The 19,317-nt window shown below is 60.8% G+C and carries 19 protein-coding genes and 3 pseudogenes; 12 read left to right on the forward strand and 10 right to left on the reverse strand.

All coding sequences use genetic code 11. The features are described 5' to 3' along the window. Position 1: 1 nt before the first annotated feature. Positions 2-202 (reverse strand): annotated as a pseudogene (locus ABV408_RS12585) (integrase core domain-containing protein); the annotation flags it as partial. A gap of 4 nt (positions 203-206) precedes the next feature. Here ABV408_RS12585 and ABV408_RS12590 point away from each other — a divergent pair. After that, positions 207-449, forward strand: a pseudogene (locus ABV408_RS12590) (integrase core domain-containing protein); the annotation flags it as partial. Positions 450-761: 312 nt separating this feature from the next. Here ABV408_RS12590 and ABV408_RS12595 read toward each other — a convergent pair. Next, entirely contained in the window at positions 762-1,778 is a 1,017-nt protein-coding gene (locus ABV408_RS12595; RefSeq protein ID WP_353979283.1) for a PDR/VanB family oxidoreductase, read from the reverse strand. 28 nt (positions 1,779-1,806) lie between these two features. Next, positions 1,807-2,868, reverse strand: a complete 1,062-nt coding sequence (locus tag ABV408_RS12600; protein ID WP_353979284.1) for an aromatic ring-hydroxylating dioxygenase subunit alpha — start codon at positions 2,866-2,868, stop codon at positions 1,807-1,809. A gap of 125 nt (positions 2,869-2,993) precedes the next feature. On the opposite strand from ABV408_RS12600, the gene ABV408_RS12605 reads away from it, so the two are divergent. After that, positions 2,994-3,710, forward strand: coding sequence for a GntR family transcriptional regulator (locus tag ABV408_RS12605; protein WP_353979285.1), 717 nt, complete (start codon positions 2,994-2,996; stop codon positions 3,708-3,710). A 301-nt stretch (positions 3,711-4,011) separates the two neighbouring features. On the opposite strand, the gene ABV408_RS12610 is transcribed toward ABV408_RS12605, so the two are convergent. The 4 genes from ABV408_RS12610 to ABV408_RS12625 all read right to left on the reverse strand — a co-directional run bounded on the left by ABV408_RS12610 (position 4,012) and on the right by ABV408_RS12625 (position 8,255). Then, the gene (locus ABV408_RS12610) at positions 4,012-5,316 is read right to left on the reverse strand and encodes a TRAP transporter large permease (protein ID WP_353979286.1); all 1,305 of its coding nucleotides are present in this window, start codon (positions 5,314-5,316) and stop codon (positions 4,012-4,014) included. After that, on the reverse strand, positions 5,313-5,840 hold the full coding sequence (locus ABV408_RS12615; protein ID WP_353979287.1) for a TRAP transporter small permease: 528 nt from the start codon (positions 5,838-5,840) through the stop codon (positions 5,313-5,315). Before ABV408_RS12615 ends, ABV408_RS12610 begins: the two co-directional genes overlap by 4 nt. 7 nt (positions 5,841-5,847) lie before the next feature. After that, positions 5,848-6,843 (reverse strand): TRAP transporter substrate-binding protein, encoded by a 996-nt coding sequence (locus tag ABV408_RS12620; RefSeq protein ID WP_353979288.1) that lies wholly within the window; start codon positions 6,841-6,843, stop codon positions 5,848-5,850. A 158-nt stretch (positions 6,844-7,001) separates the two neighbouring features. Continuing rightward, positions 7,002-8,255, reverse strand: coding sequence for a LysR family transcriptional regulator (locus ABV408_RS12625; protein ID WP_353979289.1), 1,254 nt, complete (start codon positions 8,253-8,255; stop codon positions 7,002-7,004). A gap of 204 nt (positions 8,256-8,459) precedes the next feature. Here ABV408_RS12625 and galB point away from each other — a divergent pair, with 204 nt between their 5' ends. The 8 genes and pseudogenes from galB (at position 8,460) to ABV408_RS12665 (ending at position 14,616) form a co-directional block, all read left to right on the forward strand. Continuing rightward, on the forward strand, positions 8,460-9,200 hold the full coding sequence (gene galB, locus ABV408_RS12630) for a 4-oxalmesaconate hydratase (protein WP_353979290.1): 741 nt from the start codon (positions 8,460-8,462) through the stop codon (positions 9,198-9,200). Then, the gene (locus ABV408_RS12635; RefSeq protein ID WP_349788744.1) at positions 9,197-9,931 is read left to right on the forward strand and encodes a 4-carboxy-4-hydroxy-2-oxoadipate aldolase/oxaloacetate decarboxylase; all 735 of its coding nucleotides are present in this window, start codon (positions 9,197-9,199) and stop codon (positions 9,929-9,931) included. The genes galB and ABV408_RS12635 overlap by 4 nt, the downstream gene beginning before the upstream one ends. Next, the gene (locus ABV408_RS12640; RefSeq protein WP_353979291.1) at positions 9,928-11,040 is read left to right on the forward strand and encodes a 4-oxalomesaconate tautomerase; all 1,113 of its coding nucleotides are present in this window, start codon (positions 9,928-9,930) and stop codon (positions 11,038-11,040) included. Before ABV408_RS12635 ends, ABV408_RS12640 begins: the two co-directional genes overlap by 4 nt. After that, entirely contained in the window at positions 11,037-11,750 is a 714-nt protein-coding gene (locus tag ABV408_RS12645) for an alpha/beta fold hydrolase (RefSeq protein WP_353979292.1), read from the forward strand. Before ABV408_RS12640 ends, ABV408_RS12645 begins: the two co-directional genes overlap by 4 nt. Continuing rightward, positions 11,747-12,202 carry a nuclear transport factor 2 family protein gene (locus tag ABV408_RS12650; protein ID WP_353979293.1) on the forward strand — a complete coding sequence of 152 codons (456 nt, stop codon included), beginning with the start codon at positions 11,747-11,749 and terminating at the stop codon, positions 12,200-12,202. Before ABV408_RS12645 ends, ABV408_RS12650 begins: the two co-directional genes overlap by 4 nt. Before the next feature lie 45 nt (positions 12,203-12,247). Then, positions 12,248-12,604: a protocatechuate 3,4-dioxygenase gene (locus ABV408_RS12655; RefSeq protein ID WP_353979294.1), complete on the forward strand. Its 357-nt coding sequence runs from the start codon at positions 12,248-12,250 to the stop codon at positions 12,602-12,604. After that, positions 12,604-13,449, forward strand: coding sequence for a class III extradiol dioxygenase family protein (locus ABV408_RS12660; RefSeq protein ID WP_353979295.1), 846 nt, complete (start codon positions 12,604-12,606; stop codon positions 13,447-13,449). The genes ABV408_RS12655 and ABV408_RS12660 overlap by 1 nt, the downstream gene beginning before the upstream one ends. Positions 13,450-13,619: 170 nt before the next feature. Continuing rightward, a pseudogene (locus ABV408_RS12665) lies at positions 13,620-14,616 on the forward strand (DDE-type integrase/transposase/recombinase). A gap of 95 nt (positions 14,617-14,711) precedes the next feature. Here the strand turns inward: ABV408_RS12665 and ABV408_RS12670 are convergent. Beyond that, positions 14,712-14,885: a hypothetical protein gene (locus ABV408_RS12670; protein WP_353979296.1), complete on the reverse strand. Its 174-nt coding sequence runs from the start codon at positions 14,883-14,885 to the stop codon at positions 14,712-14,714. 74 nt (positions 14,886-14,959) lie between these two features. On the opposite strand from ABV408_RS12670, the gene ABV408_RS12675 reads away from it, so the two are divergent. Further along, positions 14,960-15,064 (forward strand): hypothetical protein, encoded by a 105-nt coding sequence (locus ABV408_RS12675; protein ID WP_353979297.1) that lies wholly within the window; start codon positions 14,960-14,962, stop codon positions 15,062-15,064. Positions 15,065-15,522: 458 nt separating this feature from the next. Beyond that, complete coding sequence (locus tag ABV408_RS12680) at positions 15,523-16,722, forward strand: DcaP family trimeric outer membrane transporter (protein ID WP_353979298.1); 1,200 nt, start codon at positions 15,523-15,525, stop codon at positions 16,720-16,722. A 442-nt stretch (positions 16,723-17,164) separates the two neighbouring features. On the opposite strand, the gene sucD is transcribed toward ABV408_RS12680, so the two are convergent. Together sucD and sucC are read right to left on the reverse strand one after the other, a co-directional pair. Further along, complete coding sequence (gene sucD / locus ABV408_RS12685) at positions 17,165-18,037, reverse strand: succinate--CoA ligase subunit alpha (RefSeq protein WP_207031038.1); 873 nt, start codon at positions 18,035-18,037, stop codon at positions 17,165-17,167. Next, positions 18,037-19,203, reverse strand: a complete 1,167-nt coding sequence (sucC, locus tag ABV408_RS12690; RefSeq protein ID WP_035470658.1) for an ADP-forming succinate--CoA ligase subunit beta — start codon at positions 19,201-19,203, stop codon at positions 18,037-18,039. Before sucC ends, sucD begins: the two co-directional genes overlap by 1 nt. Positions 19,204-19,317: the final 114 nt, after the last annotated feature.

The raw sequence follows: 19,317 nt of genomic DNA on the forward strand, positions 1-19,317 counted from the left end.
ACTAGATGTGTAAACCCATCAGGTTGTTCACGGATAGCCCCGGCCGGCTAACCGTACAAACTGGCATGCGGGCGATGCTAGTTGAGCTGATGAAGTCAGATGGTAGATGCCTGCCCCGCTCGTCCGAACTTGCTTAGATCCGTGCATGGGCCCACTCGTTCAGAAAGGTCTGAATGAACCGTTCTACCTTGCCGTTAGTGCGTTGGCACGGTCAGGTGGAACGCATGAACCGCACCATCAAGGAGGCCACGGTTCGGGCGTTCCATTACACCTCGCTGGAGCAGCTGCAGTCCCATCTGAAGGATTATCTATGGGCCTATAACAGTGCCCGACCTCTCAGAGCGCTCAAGGGCAAGACACCGATTGGGTTTATCCTTGAGCAATGGCAGAAAGAGCCCGAACGGTTCCATGGCAACCCGAACCACTACTTCTCGGGACCTAAAACCTAGCCTCTAGCCCCTACCGCCGACACAGACGTTGCAAGCCGCGAGAACGGTGACAGGTACGTAACGTTTCAGAGCGGGGAGACACGGCTATCCAGCTGCTGCCAGTGCATGTTCGTGACACGCCCAAGTGTGTACCGGCAGCGTTATCGCTCAAGGGCCAGGAAGAATTTGATCGCGTGTCTCCGGCATGGTGTCGCATGCACGGTGGCTCGCTTCGCGGTTGTATCGCTCGCGGGTCCTCGTGCGCAAACCACTTGAAAGTGGCGGTGTCCCGTAAGCATCGGGACACCGCCAGAAGGTATGGATAGGTGAGGCTTACAAGTCTAGCACCAGCGTCTTGCTCTTGGCGCGAGAGCAACACGGCGTGAACTGATCGTTAGCGGCATGTTCGTCGTCGTCGAGGTAGAGATCACGATGGTCCGGCTCACCCTCGAGGACTCGCGTTAGGCAGGTGCCGCAGACCCCCTGTTCACACGACACCATGATGTCGATGCCGTTTTCGCTCAGTACCTCGTAGACGCTCTTGTCCTTGGGCACCGAGAAGGTCGCGCCGCTGCTGGCGATCTTCACCTCGAAGCTCTCGTCTTCCTCTGACATCGTCTCCACACCGCTGAAGTACTCGGTATGCAGTTGGGACGGTGGCCAGCCCTGGGCCTTGCAGGTCGACATGACGTGGTCAATGTAGCCGCCCGGGCCGCAGACGTAGATATGCGTCTCGTCGTTCGGTTCACCGGCGACGGCCGCGACATCCAGCTTGCCGGCTTCCGGTGCATCGTCGTAATAGAAATGCACCTGGTCGGCATAGGCCGACTGCGAAAGGCGGTCGGCGAAGGCCATGCGCTCCCGCGAGCGGGCGCAATAATGCATCTCGAATTGAGCCTGGGTGTGCGACAGACGCTCGACCATGCACAGAATCGGCGTGACACCGATGCCGCCGGCGAACAGGATCGAACGCCTGGCGGGCTCGAGGGGAAAGTGGTTCTTGGGGGCGCTGATCTGCAGAAGATCGCCCTCCTCGATCTCGTCGTGCATGGCGACGGAGCCGCCGCGAGAACGGGGCTCGCGCAGGACGGCGATGAAGTAACGATCACGTTCTTGCGGATGACCGCACAACGAGTATTGGCGAATCACGCCTTCCTTGACGCGTACATCGATGTGCGCGCCGGCACTGAAGGCGGGCAGGGGGCGCCCGTGAGGATCGGACAGCTCGTAGCTGAAGATGCCCTCGGCTTCCTGGCATTTCTGGGTGACTCTGACGAACAGAGACAGCGTACTATCGTTCATGGGATGACCTACTGCCGGGGGAACGGCGAACCGGGAAAGGATCGGCACGCGCCGATCCTTCGTTGTGCAAGATCCATCAACTGGCGGTGGCGGCCTGCTGGGGCTGCGCGTTTTCGGCTTCCGCCTTGAGGATACGGTCGATGACCCGTCGAGCCTGGACACCCCCGCTATCGATGTTGAGCATCAGCAGGCGGCGGTCGGGATAAAGGAGCAGGTTACGCTGCTGGGACTCGAGCATTTCCAGGTCTTCCCCAAAGATCTTGCCCTGGCCCTCGCGGATCTGCTCGGTAAGGGTTTCGTCGTTCGGATTGAAGTTGCGGGCCATGCCCCAGAAATACCAGATGGAGTTCTCGGTTTCCGGCGTGATGAAATCCACTACGATGCTCGATGCCTTGGCATCGGCCGGCGCATCGTATCCCCCCTTGCCGGCATGCGCGACACCCACTTCGATCAGGATGTGGCTGGGGGGGGTGAAGCGACAGATCTGCCAGCGATCCACGGGGACGTCGTCGGCGAGGTTGTTGGCGCGCAACGCGGATTGCCAGAACGGCGGCGCGGGAATGTTCTCCATGTGCCGGATGGTCAGCACTTCGTCGCCATTGACCTTGGTTTCCGGTGCGGATTCCTCGATCTCGGGCTGGCCGATGCTGGATGCGTGAACGTAGGTCTCATGGGTCAAGTCCATGAGATTGTCGATCATCAGGCGGTAATCACAATTGATGTGATAGAGCCCGCCGCCATAGGCCCACTCGGGATCGTTGGCCCAGTGCAGTTCGGGGATCTGGTTCGGGTCGGCCTGCTCGGCATCCCCGGGCCAGACCCAGATGAAGCCGTGACGCTCGACGACGGGATACGCATGAATGCGGGGGAAGCCGCGCACGCGCTGGCCCGGCATGCTGGAGCACTTACCGTCACCGCCCATTTCGAGTCCGTGATAGCCGCAGACCAGTTGCCCGTCACACACGAAACCCAGCGACAGGGGCGCACCTCGGTGGGGACAGAAGTCTTCCACGGCAGCAACCTGGCCACCCTCGCCACGGAAAAAGACGATTCGTTCGTTGCATACCGTGCGGCCGAGCGGCTTCTCTTCGATCTCGTCCGGCGTGCAGGCCACGTACCAAGTATTCTTGGGGAACATGGTAATCTCCTCAGAGTGAGTGAACTTTTTGTTCTTTGGATCCAAAGTAAAGATTTTAAGGCCTCCCTGGGTCAAGATAGCCTTTAGTTGGATCCAAAGATGAAGGCGCCGATAGGAGCGAGTAGATGCCGGAAAAATCGGAAAAAAATGGTCGCCTCAATGTCATCGCCAGTTTGCGCAAGCTCATCAGCGAAGGCGTCTACGCGCCAGGCGAGCGCCTCAAGGAGTTGCATGTCGCCGAACGGCTCCAGGTGTCGCGCATGCCGGTTCGGCTGGCCTTCCGTACGCTCGAGCAAGAGGGCCTGCTGCAGAAGACCGGAACTCGCGGCTATGTCGTGCGTCAGTTCTCCGAAGAGGATGTGCTCTGTGCGGTGGAGGTACGCGGTGCCCTGGAAGGGCTGGCGGCGCGCCGCCTGGCGGAAAAAGGCATGCCGCAGGAGGTCGAGGCCGTTTTGAGTGACTGCCTGTCGCGTGAAGGGGCGCTGCTGGAAAAGGGGTATCTCGACCAGGCAGATATCGAACTCTGGGCCACCCTCAATCAGGAGTTTCATCGTGCCATCGTCGGCGCCACCGGCAGCCGTGTAATCCACGATGCGATCGCGCGCAACGATCATCTGCCCTTCGCTTCAGCCGATTCGATCATCATCGATGACACGGCGCTGGATCGCGAATACGGCAAGTTGCGCATAGCACATACCCAGCACCAACTCGTGTTTCAGGCGCTATCACGCGGTGAGGGGGCCCGGGCGGAGATGCTGATGCGCGAGCATGCCTACATCGGGCTACGGTACGGCACGCTGTTCGGGCTGGGCGGCGTAGGGCACGCCTCGAACGCGACGTGACGTCTTTGGATCCAAAAAGGCCACGCGAACGCTGTCAGCGGTTGGGGCTATAGTATCGTCGAACCAAGCCTTACGGCCCTCCCGCCAACGGTTAGGCAGAACGGTTCCATGACAACCCGAACCGCTACTTCTCGGGACCCAACACCTAGGCACAGGCTTATGCAAGCTCGGACGAGCGAGGCAGGCATCTAACGGCCTGGCTTCATCCGTACCACTGGCATCGCCTACATCTCAGTTTGGCTTACCAACCTCTGGTTAGTCGGCTGGGGCTATCCGTGAACACCCTGATGGGTTTACACGCCTAGCCCATCATCGTATCGGGAAGAAACAGCACAATATCGGGAAAGACGATCAACAGCCCGATGGCCGCGATCATCACTAGCCAGAACGGCATGACCCCTTCGAAGATGTCGCGCAGCGGCACATTGGGCGCCACGGACTTGACGATGAAGACGTTCACGCCCACTGGCGGGCTGATAAGTCCCATTTCCAGTGTCAGCACCACCAGCACGCCGAACCAGATGGGATCGAACCCCAACTGGGTGATGACAGGGAAGAAGATCGGCATGGTCAGCACCAGCATCGCGAACCCTTCCAGGAAGCAGCCCAGTACCAGGTAACAGGCCAGTATCAAGAGCAGGACGCCATACGGCCCGATATCCAGGGCCATCAGGAAATCACCCAGGGCCTGCGGAATATGGCTCAAGGCCAGAAAGGGGTTGAGCATGTGCGCGGCGATCAGGATCAGCATCACGGTCGCCGTGGTGGTGATGGAGCTTTGTGCCGCCCGCCAGAAGGAAGCCAGGGGCAGCTTGCGCATGGCGGCGCCGAACAGGATCGTCAGGGCGGCGCCCACGGCGGCGGCTTCCACGGGAGAGAAGATGCCCGAGTAAATGCCGCCGATCGTCAGCAGGATGATAAGCAGGATCGGCGTCGCGCCCAGCAGCCCCTGCTGCTTTTCTCGCCATGACGTCTTGGGACCGGAGGGCGCGAGAACCGGCTTGATGGTGGCCAGCAGCATGATCAGGAGAACAAACAGCAGACACAGCATGATGCCGGGCAACACGCCCGCCAGGAACAGGCGGCCGATTGACTGCTGCGTGAGGATGGCGTAGATCACGAAGCCGGTAGAAGGCGGAATGAGAATCCCCAGGGTCCCCCCGGCCGCCACCGACCCCGTGGACAGCTTGGCACTGTAGTTGAAACGCTCCATCTCGCTGAGCGAGACGCGTCCCATGGTGAGTGCCGATGCCACGGAGGAGCCGCAGAGCGCGGCGAAGCCGGCACACCCCACCACCGTGGCCGACGCCAGACCGCCCCGCACCGAGCCGATGAGTGCATAGGCGGCATCATAAAGCTTGCGGCTCATGCCCGCCTCGGTGGCGATGTTGCCCATCAAGATGAATAAGGGGATGACGATCAGCTCGGCGTTCGAGGCGATGGTAAAGGTTTCGCTAGCCAACAGGCTCAAGGCGGAGTTGAGGCTGTCGAGCACGGTAATCCCTCCAAAGCCCACGACGAAGATCGCGAAGGCCACAGGAATTCGCAGTACCAGAAGCGCCAACAGCGCAAGGATGCCCAGGGCACCCACCAGCTCGGTACTCATAAGTCATCTTCCTTTTGCAAAGACGCATGCCGGTGGGATGAAGCCAATAACGTCGAAACGATGCGTGCCAGCATGGAAAGCGCCGTCAAAAAGGCAAAAAACGCCACGATGTATTGGAACGGCGCCTTGGGAATCGCGATGATATTGGTGCTCAAGTTGAGCAACTTCGAGATTTCCGCCGCGCCGAGCATTGTATAGCCAATAGCCATGAAGATGGCACATCCCAGTACCCAGCCCACCACATCCAGCCAACGATTCATCTGCGCTGAAAACTTGTCTTCAAAGATATCCACGGCGATATTTCCGCCCTGCCGGTCACAGAGCGCCATACCACCGAACACGATGATGATCATAGTCATTTGTGACAGGTCCTGACCGCCCGGCAAGGGGTATCCGAGCAGACGCCCCGCGACATCGGCCAAGGTCACCGATACCGCGAAGATCAGGGCCAAGGTGCCGATCACGCTGGAAAGTCTTACGAATCCATCCAGCGTGCGGGCCACCCGCGTGAGAAAGTGACTCATCAAGAACTCACTCCCCACGCATGGCATCAAGCACGTCATGAGTTCCACTTTCCGCCAGACGCCGCTCGCGGAAATTATCGGCAATGCGCTTGAACTCTGCGATCTCCTCCAGACTGAGCTCAATCACCTTATTATCGGAATCCTCACGAATGCTTTTCAAGGTTTCGTTGGCACGGGCATTCCATCCTTGCTCAGCGCTGCGAGAGAGTTTTTCACCACTATTATCATCGATGGCTTGCTGGAACTTGGCGGGAAGGCTGCCATATTTTTTCTGATTCATAACCAGATAAAACATGATGTGGCCTAGGGGCGCCCCCACCGAATAGACGTTGGCCACTTCATCGAGCTTGAAGTCGTTGATAGCACTGGCGCCGGTCACCAAGCCATCGATAAGGCCGGTTTGCAGCGCATTGTAAATCTCACCGGCGGGCATCTGTACGGGCGTGCCACCGTAGGCATCGATCAGCGCAGCCGTCATTTCTCCCGAGACACGAATCTTCAGTCCTTTGAGATCTTCTGGCGTGCGGATTTCTTCATCTTTCATGATGAAAATGTTCGGCTCGCTGACCCAGAGCGCCAGTGGCTTGGTGCCGGGAAACTCACTCTTCAACTGGTCTTCATAGGCATTCCAGAGCATGTCGTAGCCATGCATGTCGTCGGGAATGGCACCGGGCATTTCCACGACCATCGATTTCTTGAATTGCGACGAAGTGTACCCCGGCAATCCCCAGACGATGTCCGCCACCCCTTGCAGCACGCGCGGATATTGTTCCATGGGGCCGGACCCCAGTTCGCCCCCCGGGTAGACCTTGATTTCCAGCTCTCCGCTCGTCTGCTGCTCGACACCCTTCTTGAATGGATAAACGACGGCACTGTTGACGACATGCGCCGGCGATACGAAGTGTGCGAGCTTCAAGATTTCAGCAGCGCTCACGCCGGTATTGGCAGCCAGCGCTATACCAGCGGCCAGGGTTAATAGGGCACGGCTTTTCAACGTCTTCATTCCGGCGTCTCCCGACTTTTTTTCAACTTTTGTCTTATTTTATTCTCCGTTTTCCCACCAGGACGCAAAGAAACGGAGCCTGAAAGCACCGTACCCGGCCCTCATTCACGACAACAAATTCAAATCACATGCTTGGGTATACGTTTTTGCTATCCCGGTCACGCCCGAGTAGACGAGGAAGGATCGGCCATGCGCTCCCCAAGCGTCAGCAAGATATCCTTGAGGACTTTCAAGGCCTGGGTCGGAGAGTCGTCGGCACGTGTGGTGATGCCGATCGGGCGGAGCGTGCCCGTCAGCTTGATGGGAAGCAGCGCCAGCTGGCCGCTCTGGACTTCGAAGAACACCTGATGGGGCGAGACCAGCGTCACGCGGTCGCTGTCGAGCAGCAGGGTGCGAATCGTACTGAGATTGCCGGACTCCACCACGACCGAAGGCGGCTGCAGGCCGGCACTGCGAAACTCCTGCTCGAAACTCACGCGCGCCGGCGTGCCCTGCCGGGGGGCGATCCATTGCGCATCGAGCAGATCGCTCAATTGCAGCGCGGCGTGCTTCATCAGGGGATGACCGTGGCGTGCCGCGACGGCGAGGCGGTCATGGAAGAGACGTTGCTGATGCGTGTCCTCGCTGGTACCCGCCTGACGCAGCGCACCGATGAGGATATCGATCTCGCCATGACGCAGCGACTCGAACAGGGCGTCGTAGGTGCCCTCGATGATGGTCACGTTCAGGCCCGGCAATTCACGCAACAAGGCATCCACGGCATGCGGCACCAGTAGCGAGCTGGAAAGCGGCAAGGTACCGATCACCACGCGCCCCCGCACCTCGCCCTGCCAGGCGGAGAGGTCATCGCTGACCAGGTACAGCTCGCGCAGGGCCATCTTGGCATGACGAATCAGCACCGCACCGCCATCGGTGGCCAGCATGCCGCGTTGCGTGCGCAGGAACAACGCGATGCCCAGCAGGCGTTCCAGATCACGCAGATTGCCGCTGACCGCCGGCTGGGTCAGGCCCAGCCGCCTGGCCGCCAGGGGTTCGTTATGCAGATCGGCGACGGCTACCAGCACCGTCAATTGACGATGCGACAAGCGTTGCGGGAGGCGCTCGAAATTGCCCTCGGGGTGCAGACGTGCCAGCACGGTCTCGGCCTCGGTCAATTGCTGCAAGGCACGCCGGAAGCGATGCAGGACTATCTTCCCCGCCGTGGTGCATAACATGCCGCTGCGATGGCGCTCGAACAGTGCCAGGCCGAGCTCCTTTTCCAGGTCACGCACCGCCCGTGTCACAGCGGGTTGCGACAGGTGCAATGCCTCGGCCGCCCGCATCACGCTGCCCGCCTCGGCCACGGCGATGACCGCACGCAAGCGCCGCATGTTGGGTGCGTAATCGAATGCCTCGCGATGCAGCTCGGTCATGGCTGACCCTTTCGACATGAATCTGCGTCCAGCATGCCGCATGGGGGCGCCGCACGATATGCCATAAAGGGAGCATGGCCATCCGCATCGTGGCGGGGATCGGCGCATAAGCAAAACGCATATTGACGCCAACGAAAAACATTATTCGCGTTTCAGGCAAGCTGACAGGATGAAACCATCGTCTTCAACGGTAGGTTATCGCTCATGACTGTCGCGTCTTCTTCTCCCGCTGGCCTGGTGGTCAGCGCACACTCGGCGGATTTCGTATGGCGGGCCGGTGGTGCCATCGCCCTGCACGCCCGGCAGGGCTATGCCATGCATATCGTCTGCCTGTCGTTCGGCGAACGGGGCGAATCCGCCAAGCTGTGGCGCCAGGGAAACATGAGCGAGGAAAAGGTCAAGGCGGCCCGCCGCGAGGAAGCCGAAGCGGCCGCCGCGGCCGTGGGGGCCAGCGTCGAGTTCTTCGATATCGGCGACTACCCCATGCGCGCCGACAAGGAAACGCTGTTCCGGCTCGTCGAGGTCTATCGCCGCGTGCAGCCCGAGTTCGTGCTCACGCATTCGCTCAAGGATCCCTACAACTACGATCACCCGCTCGCCACCGACCTCGCCCAGGAAGCCCGCATCATCGCCCAGGCGGAAGGCCACAATCCCGGCGAGACCATCGTCGGCGCCCCGCCCGTCTACTGCTTCGAGCCGCACCAGCCGGAGCAATGCCAGTGGCGCCCCGACGTGCTGCTCGACATCACCGAGGTGTGGGACGACAAGTACCGCGCGATTCAGTGCATGGCCGGCCAGGAACACCTTTGGGAATACTATACCCGCGTCGCCCTGCAGCGTGGCGTGCAGGCCAAGCGCAACATCGGCATCACCGCGAACAAGAACATCCAGTATGCCGAGGGCTATCAAAGCATCTTTCCTCGCGTCACGGAGAATCTGGCATGACGACCTCACTGGAAACGCCCGGTATCGTCGTACGCGACATTCCCCGGGCCAAGCACGAACACATCGATGCCCTCGGCGAAGAGGGCGTCGCCACCGTGCATGAAGCCCAGGGCCGCAAGGGACTGCTCGACCCCGCGATCCGCCCCATTCAGCAGGATCGCGGCATCAGCGGCTCGGCGGTGACCGTGCTGGTCTCGCCCGGCGACAACTGGATGTTCCATGTCGCCGTGGAGCAGTGCCAGCCCGGCGACATCCTCGTGGTAGCCACGCGCTCGCCCTGTGTCGACGGCTATTTCGGCGACCTGCTGGCCACCTCGCTGCAGGCCCGCGGCGTGCGCGGCCTGGTCCTCGACGGCGGCGTGCGCGACACTCGCATCCTGCGTGAAATGGGCTTCGCCGTCTGGTCGCGCGCCGTGCATGCCCAGGGCACCGTCAAGGAGACCCTGGGCTCGGTGAACATTCCCGTCGTCTGCGCCGGCCAGTGGGTCAACCCCGGCGATATCGTCGTCGCCGACGACGACGGCGTGGTCGTGGTGCGTCGCGACGAGGCCGACGGCGTGGTCGCCGCCAGCCGCAAGCGCGCCGCCGCCGAGGAAGACAAGCGCGTGCGCCTGGCCAATGGCGAACTGGGCCTCGACATCTACGACATGCGCCAGCGACTGGCCGACAAGGGCCTGACCTATTACGACGACCCGCAGGCGCTGGCACGTGCCATGGAGTCCTCGTCATGAGCCAGACGCGCATCCCGTGTCTGCAGATGCGCGGCGGCACCTCGAAGGGGCTGTACTTCCTCGCCGAGGACCTCCCCCGCGACACCGACCGGCGCGATGCGGTATTGCTCGCCGCAATGGGCTCGCCCGATGCGCGTCAGATCGACGGCCTGGGCGGGGCGACCTCGCTGACCAGCAAGGTCGCAATCGTCGATCGTCCGACCCGGGACGACGTGGATGTGGATTATCTTTTCGCCCAGGTCGTCGTCGACGCCCCGCGCGTCGACTATGGCCAGAACTGCGGCAACATTCTCGCCGGTGTCGGCCCCTTCACCATCGAGCGCGGCTGGGTGACGGCATACGACGGCACGACGCCGGTACGCGTGCACATGGTCAACACCGGCCAAGTGGCGATCATCCATGTCCCGACGCCCGGCGGTAACGTCGCCTACGCCGGCAATGCCCAGATTTCCGGCGTGCCGGGCAGCGCAGCCCCCTTGATCGTCGAATTCCAGGATACCGCCGGCTCGAGCTGTGGCGCCCTGCTGCCCACCGGCCACTCGCGCGACACTGTCGAGGGCATCGACGTGACCTGTCTCGATAACGGCATGCCGGTGGTCCTGTTACGCGCCCAAGATCTTGGCGTCAGCGGCCACGAAAGCTGTGCCGACCTGGAAGCTAACACCGCACTGCGAGAACGCCTCGAACGCATCCGCCTGGAGGCGGGATCGCGCATGAACTTGGGCGACGTCAGCGAGCGCACCGTGCCCAAGATGACCCTCATCGCCGCGCCTCGACATGGAGGCAACCTCGCCACGCGATCGTTCATTCCGCATCGCTGCCACGAGGCCATCGGCGTGCTCGGTGCGGTCAGCGTGGCCAGTGGCTGCCTGGTCCCGGGCACCGTGGCCGAGGGGCTGGCGGTGCTGAACGAGGGAGCGACACAGCGCCTGTCGATCGAGCACCCGACCGGCGAGTTCACCGTCGAGCTGACCCGTGACGCGGACGGCGAGATCGTCCGCGCGGGACTGCTGCGCACCGCCCGACTGCTCTTCGAAGGCCACTTGCATGTGCCGCGTGCCGTCTGGAATGGCGACACCGCGGCCCACTCCCACGGAGCCGCTTCATGACATCCGTCCCGCTATTGCCGTTGCCGGGCCTGCTGTGCGACGCCGCCGTCTGGGCCCATGTGCGCGAACATCTCGTCGCCCCCACGCTGCCCACGCCCGACTACGGCATGGCCGATTCCATCGGTGCCATGGCCGACATTGCCTTGCAAGACGCGCCCGAGCGATTCATCGCGGTGGGCCATTCCATGGGCGGCCGCGTCGCCCTCGAGATCCAGCGTCGCGCACCGCAGCGTCTCGCGGGCCTGGCGCTGCTGGATACCGGCTTCCGCGGTCGGGCGGCGGGAGAAGCGGGCCAGCGCGAACGCGAAAACCGTCACGCGCTGCTGGCCAAGGCCCGCCAGGACGGGATGCGCGCGATGGGCGGCACCTGGCTGCAAGGCATGGTGCACCCCGAACGCCTCGACGACGAAACACTCGTCGAGGCGATTCTGGCGATGATCGAGCGCAAGGATCCCGACACCTTCGCCGCCCAGATCGACGCTCTGCTGGCCCGTCCGGACGCCACCGAGCAACTGTCCGGCATCGCCTGCCCGACCCTGCTGCTGTGCGGACGCCAAGATGCCTGGAGTCCGCTGGAACGCCACGAGGAAATGGCAGGGCTCATTCCCGGCAGCCGTCTCGAGGTCATCGAGGAGGCCGGCCACATGAGTCCCATGGAGCGCCCCGCCGCTGTCGCCCGGGCGCTCGACCACTGGAGAAACCACGCATGATCGCCTTGTCCCACGCATCCCGAGCGGCCATCGAGCAGGCCTGCACCCGTCTGGTCCTCAATGCCGCTGCCGCCACCGACCGTCAGGACTATGCCGGGCTCGTGGCGCTTTTCACGCCGGACGGCCAGCTGTTTCGGCCCACCGCTCCCGAGGAACCGCTCGCCGGGCGCGACGCGATCCTGGCAAGCTATCGGGCACGCCCTGCACAGCGCATCACGCGACATTTCTGCAGCAATATCCGTGTTCAGGTGGAAAGCCCCGAGCGCGCGCGGGTCACCACCTACGTGCAAGTCTTCGCCGCCGATACCCAGCACGCGCCGGACGGTCACTTCGGCTGGCCGTTGGCGGGGCGCACCATGATCGGTGAATTCGACGATCTGTGCGTCCTCGATCAGGGCGCCTGGCGCTTTGCCGAGCGCCACGCACGTTTCGTCATGCATCGCGATGGCTGACGCCATGCGTCACGTCACCACACAATAGAAAAGGAAAAACACGCCATGTCGGATGCACAAGAGCGCTGGGGCATTCCCGGCACCTATGTCTTCGACCTTGCGCTCTCGCGACAAGGCTATGCCATCAACAAGATGTGCAATTCGCTCAAATTCGACGAGAACCGCGAGGCCTTCAAGGCCGACGAAGAAGCCTATATGGAACGCTACGGCTTGTCGGAAGAACAGAAACAGGCCATTCGCCAGCGTGACTGGCTGCGTCTGACCCAGCTCGGCGGCAACCTGTTCTTCTTCCTCAAGCTTGGCGCCACTCTGGGCTACGGGCTTTACACCATCGGCGCACAGATGCGTGGCGAGAGCTACGAGCAGTTCATGTCCACCCGCAACGTGCCAGGAGCAACCTAATGGGCAAGATCGTCGCCGGCATCGGCTCCTCTCATGTGCCCTCGATTGGGCGCGCCTATGACCAGAAAAAACAGGCCGACCCCGCCTGGCAGCCCCTCTTCGACGGTTACGAGCCGGTCAAGCGCTGGCTGGCCGATGAGGTCAAGGCCGATGTCGTCATCCTCGTCTACAACGATCATGGCACCGAGTTCTTTCTCGACCGCTATCCCACCTTCGCGCTGGGTGTGGCCGACAGCTACGAAGTGGCCGACGAAGGCTACGGCAAGCGCCCCTTGCCGGACTTCCCCGGGGATGCGGCCTTTTCCGAGCATCTCGCCAACCACCTGGTCGCCGACGAGTTCGATCTGACCCTGTGCCAGGAAATGGCACTGGATCATGGCTTCCTCACCGCCATGCCGCTGCTCTGGGATCACGATGACACGGCCTGGCCGGTCAAGGTCGTGCCGCTTCTGGTCAACGTCATCCAGCATCCGCTGCCCACGGGCCTGCGCTGCTATAAGCTGGGCGAGGCCATTCGGCGCGCCGTCGAGGCCTATCCCGAGGACACCCGCGTTGCAGTCGTCGGCACTGGTGGCCTCTCGCACCAACTAAATGGCGAGCGTTTTGGGCATATTAATGAAGAATGGGACAAGCAGTGGCTACAGCGCATCCAGGACCAACCCCGCGAGCTTGCCGCACTGTCGCACAAGGAAGTCATGACGGAGGCCGGCGCCGAGGGCGGTGAAGTCATCATGTGGTTCGTGATGCGCGGCGCCATGACCGAGCGCGTCGAGGAAGTTCACCGCTTCTACTACGCCCCGATGACGACGGGTATGGCGCTGCTAGCGCTCAATAACAGCGACTGACTTCCCCTTGGAAAAGACTGAACACATCGACAGGCAGGTGAATTTCAATACGCACGGAACACCGCAACCGAAGCCTATATGAGGGATCCCGGATGATCAAATCGCCTGCAGAAGCTATCCTCTGCTAGCTGCCAGAGAGCTTCTTCAGCAATTCATCCGGGAGCAGGTTCATGAACATCAAGCTGCATAAACAAGCGACCACGACACCGAAGATCCGTGCCGAGATCCAGGCAGCGCCCTCCAGCATCACGGATAGCGATCTGGCCCGCCAGTATGGCGTCGCCACCGCAACCATTCGGCGCTGGCGGTACCGTGACGATGTGCACGACCGATCACACACGCGTCACAACCTGCTGGCCACGCTCACGTCCGAGCAGGAGGAGGTGCTGATCGCAGCGCGCGAATTCCTTCGCCTTGGCTTGGATGATCTCCTTGTCGTGGCGCGTGAGTTCCCGCCCCCCGGTTATCTCGCTCAGGCCTGCATCGTATGCTCCAGCGGCGCGAAGTTCCAACACTGGCAGAACTGGCTCGGCAAGATGCCGGCGATGATGAGAAGCCTCGGCACAAGCCTTTCAAGGACTACGATCCGGGCTTCTGCACATCGACATCAAACACTTACCTCAGATGCCTGACGAGCAGCAGAAACGCTACCTTTACGTCGCCATCGACCGTGCCACCCGCTGGGTCTATCTAGAAGTCAGGTGCAGTCAGGCCACGAAGGAGGCGCAGGCGTTCATGAGGCAGGTGGAACAGAAGGCAACGTTCAAAATTCGGACAGTGCTCATGGACAATGCCAAATGCTTCACCGATCGCTTCACACGGGTCGGTGAGCGCAAGCCCAGTGGTGACCATGCGTTCGACCAAGAGTGCCAAGCCCATGGTATCGAGCATCGTCTGATCAAGCCGGATAGGCTTCAGACGAACGGCATGGTGGAGCACTTTGACGGCCATATCAGCGACGTGCTGGCGACTCGAAGATACGCCTCAGGCGAAGACCTGGAGCAGACGCTGAAACGCTATACGTGGCTGTACAATCACCACATTCCACAAAAGGCGCTACACCATCATTCGCCGATTGAGGTGATGAAGGAATGGCAGGCCAAGCACCCTGAGTTATTTACCAAGCGGGTGGTCAATCACGCGGGATCCGACACCTATAGGGTATAGGTGGGGATTGCAGGCGCCGCGTAACTCAGCGATTCACCTACGCAGATATTTATGCAGTGTTTACCTTGGGAACGAGGTATCGAAAATGGCACACATCATCGGCGGGCTCGTCGTTTCCCCACACCCCAATGGCCGGCTTCGCCGTCGATCATGAGAAGCAGGAAGAAGATATAGACCACTACTCCGCCTTCCCAATGGGCTTCGACGACCTCTATGCGGTTGCCAACGAAAACAGTGGGGCGCGCGATCTGCCCGGCATTCGTGGGCATGGGGCGCTGTCTCGTCTATCCCGAAACGCTCTTCGAGAAGGCTGCATCTGATCCGCGAGCACGACTGGCGAAGCATGGTCCATTATGGCGTCGTCTTCTTCTCGCTGGAAAAGCTCGGCGCCGTCATCAGCAATTCCAATCTCCATATCTATGCCGCCATATGCAGCGAAAGTCTGTAAGAATGTCAAAAGCCCCTTAATCGGCAGGTCACCTACCTCGTGGCGTGCCGTCGAAATACCGATGACGCATCTCAGCAGAGACTTAATAAGCTGGCGCTTTATTTTGGTTCTTCGCGGAAACCCGAGAGCTACCCGGACTTTTGCGAAGAACTTTTTCAGCCTCCATAATTCATAAGAAAAAGCGAAACTTTCATTTCGAACAAAACATAACGAGAAAACAATTAGCAGGGCAGCAAAGTTTGCAACAAAACAAGCATCGGCGACCTCTCACACTCACTCCCTTTCACGACTTAATTCAGTGGAATTTCATTAAGACGCCATCAGGAAAATGCATAGGGAGACGATGAAAAATTAATTTTCTCCACGCCTCAGGACCGCATACTCGTTCAAGCGAAAACCGCTCATAACTTCCTACAAAGGGCAGCTCACAAATGCGATCCGCGATAACAAAATTCAAGATGACCAAGCTCGCGCTCTGGGTATCACTCGCTTCAGGCATGGCCATCGTGACGACCGTTCCCGCTCACGCTTTTGACGTCGTCGAAGCGGGGCAACCCGTTGTCACCGGTGAACCTAGTCGTGTAGGTCCGCCGTGGAACCATCGGTCGACCATCAATATTCCCGGCACCAAGACCGACGTCGCCTTTGGTGGCTACATCAAGCTCGATATGCTCTACGACTTCGACTATGACCTCGGCAAGTCCACCAACCCCTATGCGATCATGGATTCATCGAAGCGTACCGATGGACGTAGCGATTTTACCGCCTATGAGTCACGGCTCAACTTCCGCACACACACGATGACCGATTACGGCCGCCTGACGACGTATCTCGAAGGCCACTTCATTCCCGACGGTTCCTTCAACCTGCGTCAGGCCTACGGTGAGCTCAACGGCTTCCTCGCTGGGCGCACCTGGACGAACTTCATGAGCTTCGTGGGCGGGACACGTACCCTAGCGCTTGGCGATCCCAAGGGTTATGCCTTCGAGCGTCAGGCGCAGTTGCGCTATACCCTGCCGGTAGGTGCGGGGCATCTATCGTTCTCCGTGGAAGATCCGGATACGGTGATCGCACGTGACGACGCCGGCGTCGCCGATGGTGAAAGCCAACTTCCCGACTTGACGGTACGTTACGAATACAAGCGCCTGCTCGCGCTTTCCGGGGTGGCACGCCAACTCTCTACCAACAACATCACCAACACCGTGGATGACGAGACCACAGGTTACGGGATTCAGGCGCAATTCAACCTGCCCTTCACACCCATGACAAGCCTGCATGGTAGTGCCACCTACGGCGAAGGTATCGGCAACTACATGGGCAACCCCGGCAATACTGGGCACCGTAACGCCCCCGATGTATACGTCAACGATGACAACAAGCTCAAGGCCATCGAGACGCGGGCCTTCGGTATTTCCCTGAACCATAACTGGACCGATGACTGGTTCAGTTCTGTCGGATTTTCCCGTCTCGATCAGGACATGCCCAAAAAATACGGCAGCCAGTTCGAGACCATCGACTATGCCTTTGTCAACGTTATATGGGATATCACGCAGCGCCTTACAGTGGGTCTTGAGTACCAAAATGCTGAGGTCGAACAGATCAACGGCAACTCTGATGACGCAAGCCGCCTGCAGGCAAGCGCTATCTTCCAGTTCTAGTGATACGACAATGATCGATCGTGATTTAGGCTGGCATTTCGCCAGCCTTTTCATTTGCCTGAAAAGCTCTTTTCATTACCGGCCCATTGAACCCATGCTAAACCCGGATAATCCAACAGCTATCTTGCACCACCCCATAGGATTATCTTGAGAGGGAACGTCTAGCGCGATCGGCGTCGCACATGCCTGATCTTGCATCCGAGAGATCGCCGACTCAAGCTATCTGCTGGCTCTCGGTACCGCGCTGATTTCTCGTGCCGCTCTGTTTCCCGGCCACGCCCTGTTTCTCAGGCGACAGCGCCGTCGGCTCAACTCCTGGCATAGCTAGCCCACAAAGCCAGCCTACAACCTTAGTCCAGAACGTTAGCCCACAACGTAAACGGCCCGCCAGGCAGTGCCTGGCGGGCCGTTGTCGCGGCGCAAGCTGCGCGCCGTGAAGCGCTTACCAGCCGGTAACGGCTTTCAGCGCATCACCGATCTCGGCGAGCGAACGCACGGTCTTGACACCGGCGTCTTCCAACGCGGCGAATTTCTCGTCCGCGGTGCCCTTGCCACCGGAGATGATCGCACCGGCGTGGCCCATGCGCTTGCCCGGAGGTGCGGTAACACCAGCGATGTAGGAGACCACCGGCTTGGAGACGTTGGCCTTGATGTAGGCCGCGGCTTCCTCTTCGGCGGTGCCGCCGATCTCGCCGATCATCACGATCGCTTCGGTCTGCGGGTCCTTCTCGAACATCTCGAGGATGTCGATGAAGGTGGAACCCGGGATCGGGTCGCCGCCGATGCCCACACAGGTGGACTGGCCGAAGCCGTGATCGGTGGTCTGCTTGACCGCTTCGTAGGTCAGGGTGCCGGAGCGCGACACGATACCGACCTTGCCCGGCTTGTGGATGTGACCCGGCATGATGCCGATCTTGGTCTCACCCGGGGTGATTACGCCGGGGCAGTTGGGGCCGATCAGGCGCACGCCCAGCTCGTCACACTTGACCTTGACGTCGAGCATGTCCAGCGTCGGGATACCTTCGGTGATGCACACGATCAGCTTGATGCCGGCGTTGGCGGCTTCGAGGATCGAATCCTTGCAGAAGGCGGCCGGCACGTAGATCACGCTGGCCTCGGCGCCGGTCTGCTCGACCGCTTCCTTGACGGTGTTGAACACCGGCAGGCCCAGATGCTCCTGGCCGCCCTTGCCCGGGGTGACGCCGCCAACCATGTTGGTGCCGTAGGCGATCGCCTGCTCGGAGTGGAAGGTCCCCTGGCCACCGGTGAAGCCCTGGCAGATGACCTTGGTGCTCTTGTCGATCAGGATACTCATTACTTGCCCTCCGCCGCTTTGACGACCTGCTGAGCCGCGTCAGTCAGGCTGGTAGCAGCGATGATGTTCAGACCGCTGGAGGCCAGCTTCTCGGCACCCAGCTCGGCGTTGTTACCTTCCAGACGCACCACCACCGGCACGTTGACGCCGACCTGTTCGACGGCACCGATGATACCTTCGGCGATCATGTCGCAACGCACGATGCCGCCGAAGATGTTGACCAGCACGGCCTTGACGTTGGTGTCGGAGAGGATGATCTTGAACGCTTCCGCCACCCGCTCCTTGGTCGCGCCGCCACCGACGTCGAGGAAGTTGGCCGGGCTACCGCCGTTCAGGTTGACGATGTCCATGGTACCCATGGCCAGACCGGCACCGTTGACCATGCAGCCGATGTTGCCGTCGAGTGCGACGTAGTTGAGTTCCCACTCCTGGGCGTGGGCTTCGCGCTCGTCTTCCTGCGACGGATCGCGCATCGCCTGCAGGTCTGGGTGACGGTAGAGGGCGTTGGCGTCCAGGTTGATCTTGGCGTCGAGGCAGTGGAGGTTGCCTTCGTCGGTGATCACCAGCGGGTTGATCTCCAGCAGGGCCAGATCCTTGTCGTGGAACAGCTTGGAGAGACCCAGGAAGATCTTGGTGAACTGCTTGATCTGGTCCTTGTTCAGGCCCAGCTGGAAAGCCAGCTCACGCGCCTGGTACGGCTGAGCGCCGACCAGCGGATCGATCTCGGCCTTGAGGATCTTCTCGGGCGTCTCCTCGGCGACCTTCTCGATCTCGACACCGCCCTCGGTGGAGGCCATGAAGACCACGCGACGAGTGGCGCGATCGACCACCGCACCCAGGTAGAGTTCGCTGGCGATGTCGGTGCAGTTCTCGACCAGAATCTTGGCGACCGGCTGACCCTTTTCGTCGGTCTGGTAGGTCACCAGGTTCTTGCCCAGCCACTGCTCGGCGAACGCCTTGGCGGCTTCCGGGCTCTCGACCAGCTTGACACCGCCGGCCTTGCCGCGACCGCCGGCATGGACCTGGGCCTTGACGACCCACTTGTCGCCGCCGATTTTCTTGCAGGCCTGTGCCGCTTCTTCGGGGGTGTCGACGGCAAAGCCCTTGGACACCGGAAGACCGTAATCGGCAAACAGTTGCTTGCCCTGATACTCGTGAAGGTTCATCGATTCATGCCATTAGGTTGCATGTGACTCGAATGGCAGGGGCCGCTGAAAGGCCCCCGCCCCCGTGCCGCTCCGAAACCAGAACGGCACCTCTGGCAAGATGCGCGAAGAGTA

Source organism: Salinicola endophyticus (assembly GCF_040536835.1).
Taxonomy (GTDB): domain Bacteria; phylum Pseudomonadota; class Gammaproteobacteria; order Pseudomonadales; family Halomonadaceae; genus Salinicola; species Salinicola endophyticus_A.

Coding starts and splice junctions, on each gene's coding strand:
- ABV408_RS12680 (WP_353979298.1), top strand. CDS start 15,523: ATGACCAAGCTCGCGCTCTGGGTATCACTCGCTTCAGGCATGGCCATC.
- ABV408_RS12675 (WP_353979297.1), top strand. CDS start 14,960: ATGGTCCATTATGGCGTCGTCTTCTTCTCGCTGGAAAAGCTCGGCGCC.
- ABV408_RS12670 (WP_353979296.1), bottom strand. CDS start 14,885: ATGCCCACGAATGCCGGGCAGATCGCGCGCCCCACTGTTTTCGTTGGC.
- ABV408_RS12650 (WP_353979293.1), top strand. CDS start 11,747: ATGATCGCCTTGTCCCACGCATCCCGAGCGGCCATCGAGCAGGCCTGC.
- ABV408_RS12660 (WP_353979295.1), top strand. CDS start 12,604: ATGGGCAAGATCGTCGCCGGCATCGGCTCCTCTCATGTGCCCTCGATT.
- ABV408_RS12600 (WP_353979284.1), bottom strand. CDS start 2,868: ATGTTCCCCAAGAATACTTGGTACGTGGCCTGCACGCCGGACGAGATC.
- sucC (WP_035470658.1), bottom strand. CDS start 19,203: ATGAACCTTCACGAGTATCAGGGCAAGCAACTGTTTGCCGATTACGGT.
- galB (WP_353979290.1), top strand. CDS start 8,460: ATGACTGTCGCGTCTTCTTCTCCCGCTGGCCTGGTGGTCAGCGCACAC.
- ABV408_RS12655 (WP_353979294.1), top strand. CDS start 12,248: ATGTCGGATGCACAAGAGCGCTGGGGCATTCCCGGCACCTATGTCTTC.
- ABV408_RS12625 (WP_353979289.1), bottom strand. CDS start 8,255: ATGACCGAGCTGCATCGCGAGGCATTCGATTACGCACCCAACATGCGG.
- ABV408_RS12620 (WP_353979288.1), bottom strand. CDS start 6,843: ATGAAGACGTTGAAAAGCCGTGCCCTATTAACCCTGGCCGCTGGTATA.
- ABV408_RS12640 (WP_353979291.1), top strand. CDS start 9,928: ATGAGCCAGACGCGCATCCCGTGTCTGCAGATGCGCGGCGGCACCTCG.
- sucD (WP_207031038.1), bottom strand. CDS start 18,037: ATGAGTATCCTGATCGACAAGAGCACCAAGGTCATCTGCCAGGGCTTC.
- ABV408_RS12610 (WP_353979286.1), bottom strand. CDS start 5,316: ATGAGTACCGAGCTGGTGGGTGCCCTGGGCATCCTTGCGCTGTTGGCG.
- ABV408_RS12605 (WP_353979285.1), top strand. CDS start 2,994: ATGCCGGAAAAATCGGAAAAAAATGGTCGCCTCAATGTCATCGCCAGT.
- ABV408_RS12645 (WP_353979292.1), top strand. CDS start 11,037: ATGACATCCGTCCCGCTATTGCCGTTGCCGGGCCTGCTGTGCGACGCC.
- ABV408_RS12635 (WP_349788744.1), top strand. CDS start 9,197: ATGACGACCTCACTGGAAACGCCCGGTATCGTCGTACGCGACATTCCC.
- ABV408_RS12615 (WP_353979287.1), bottom strand. CDS start 5,840: ATGAGTCACTTTCTCACGCGGGTGGCCCGCACGCTGGATGGATTCGTA.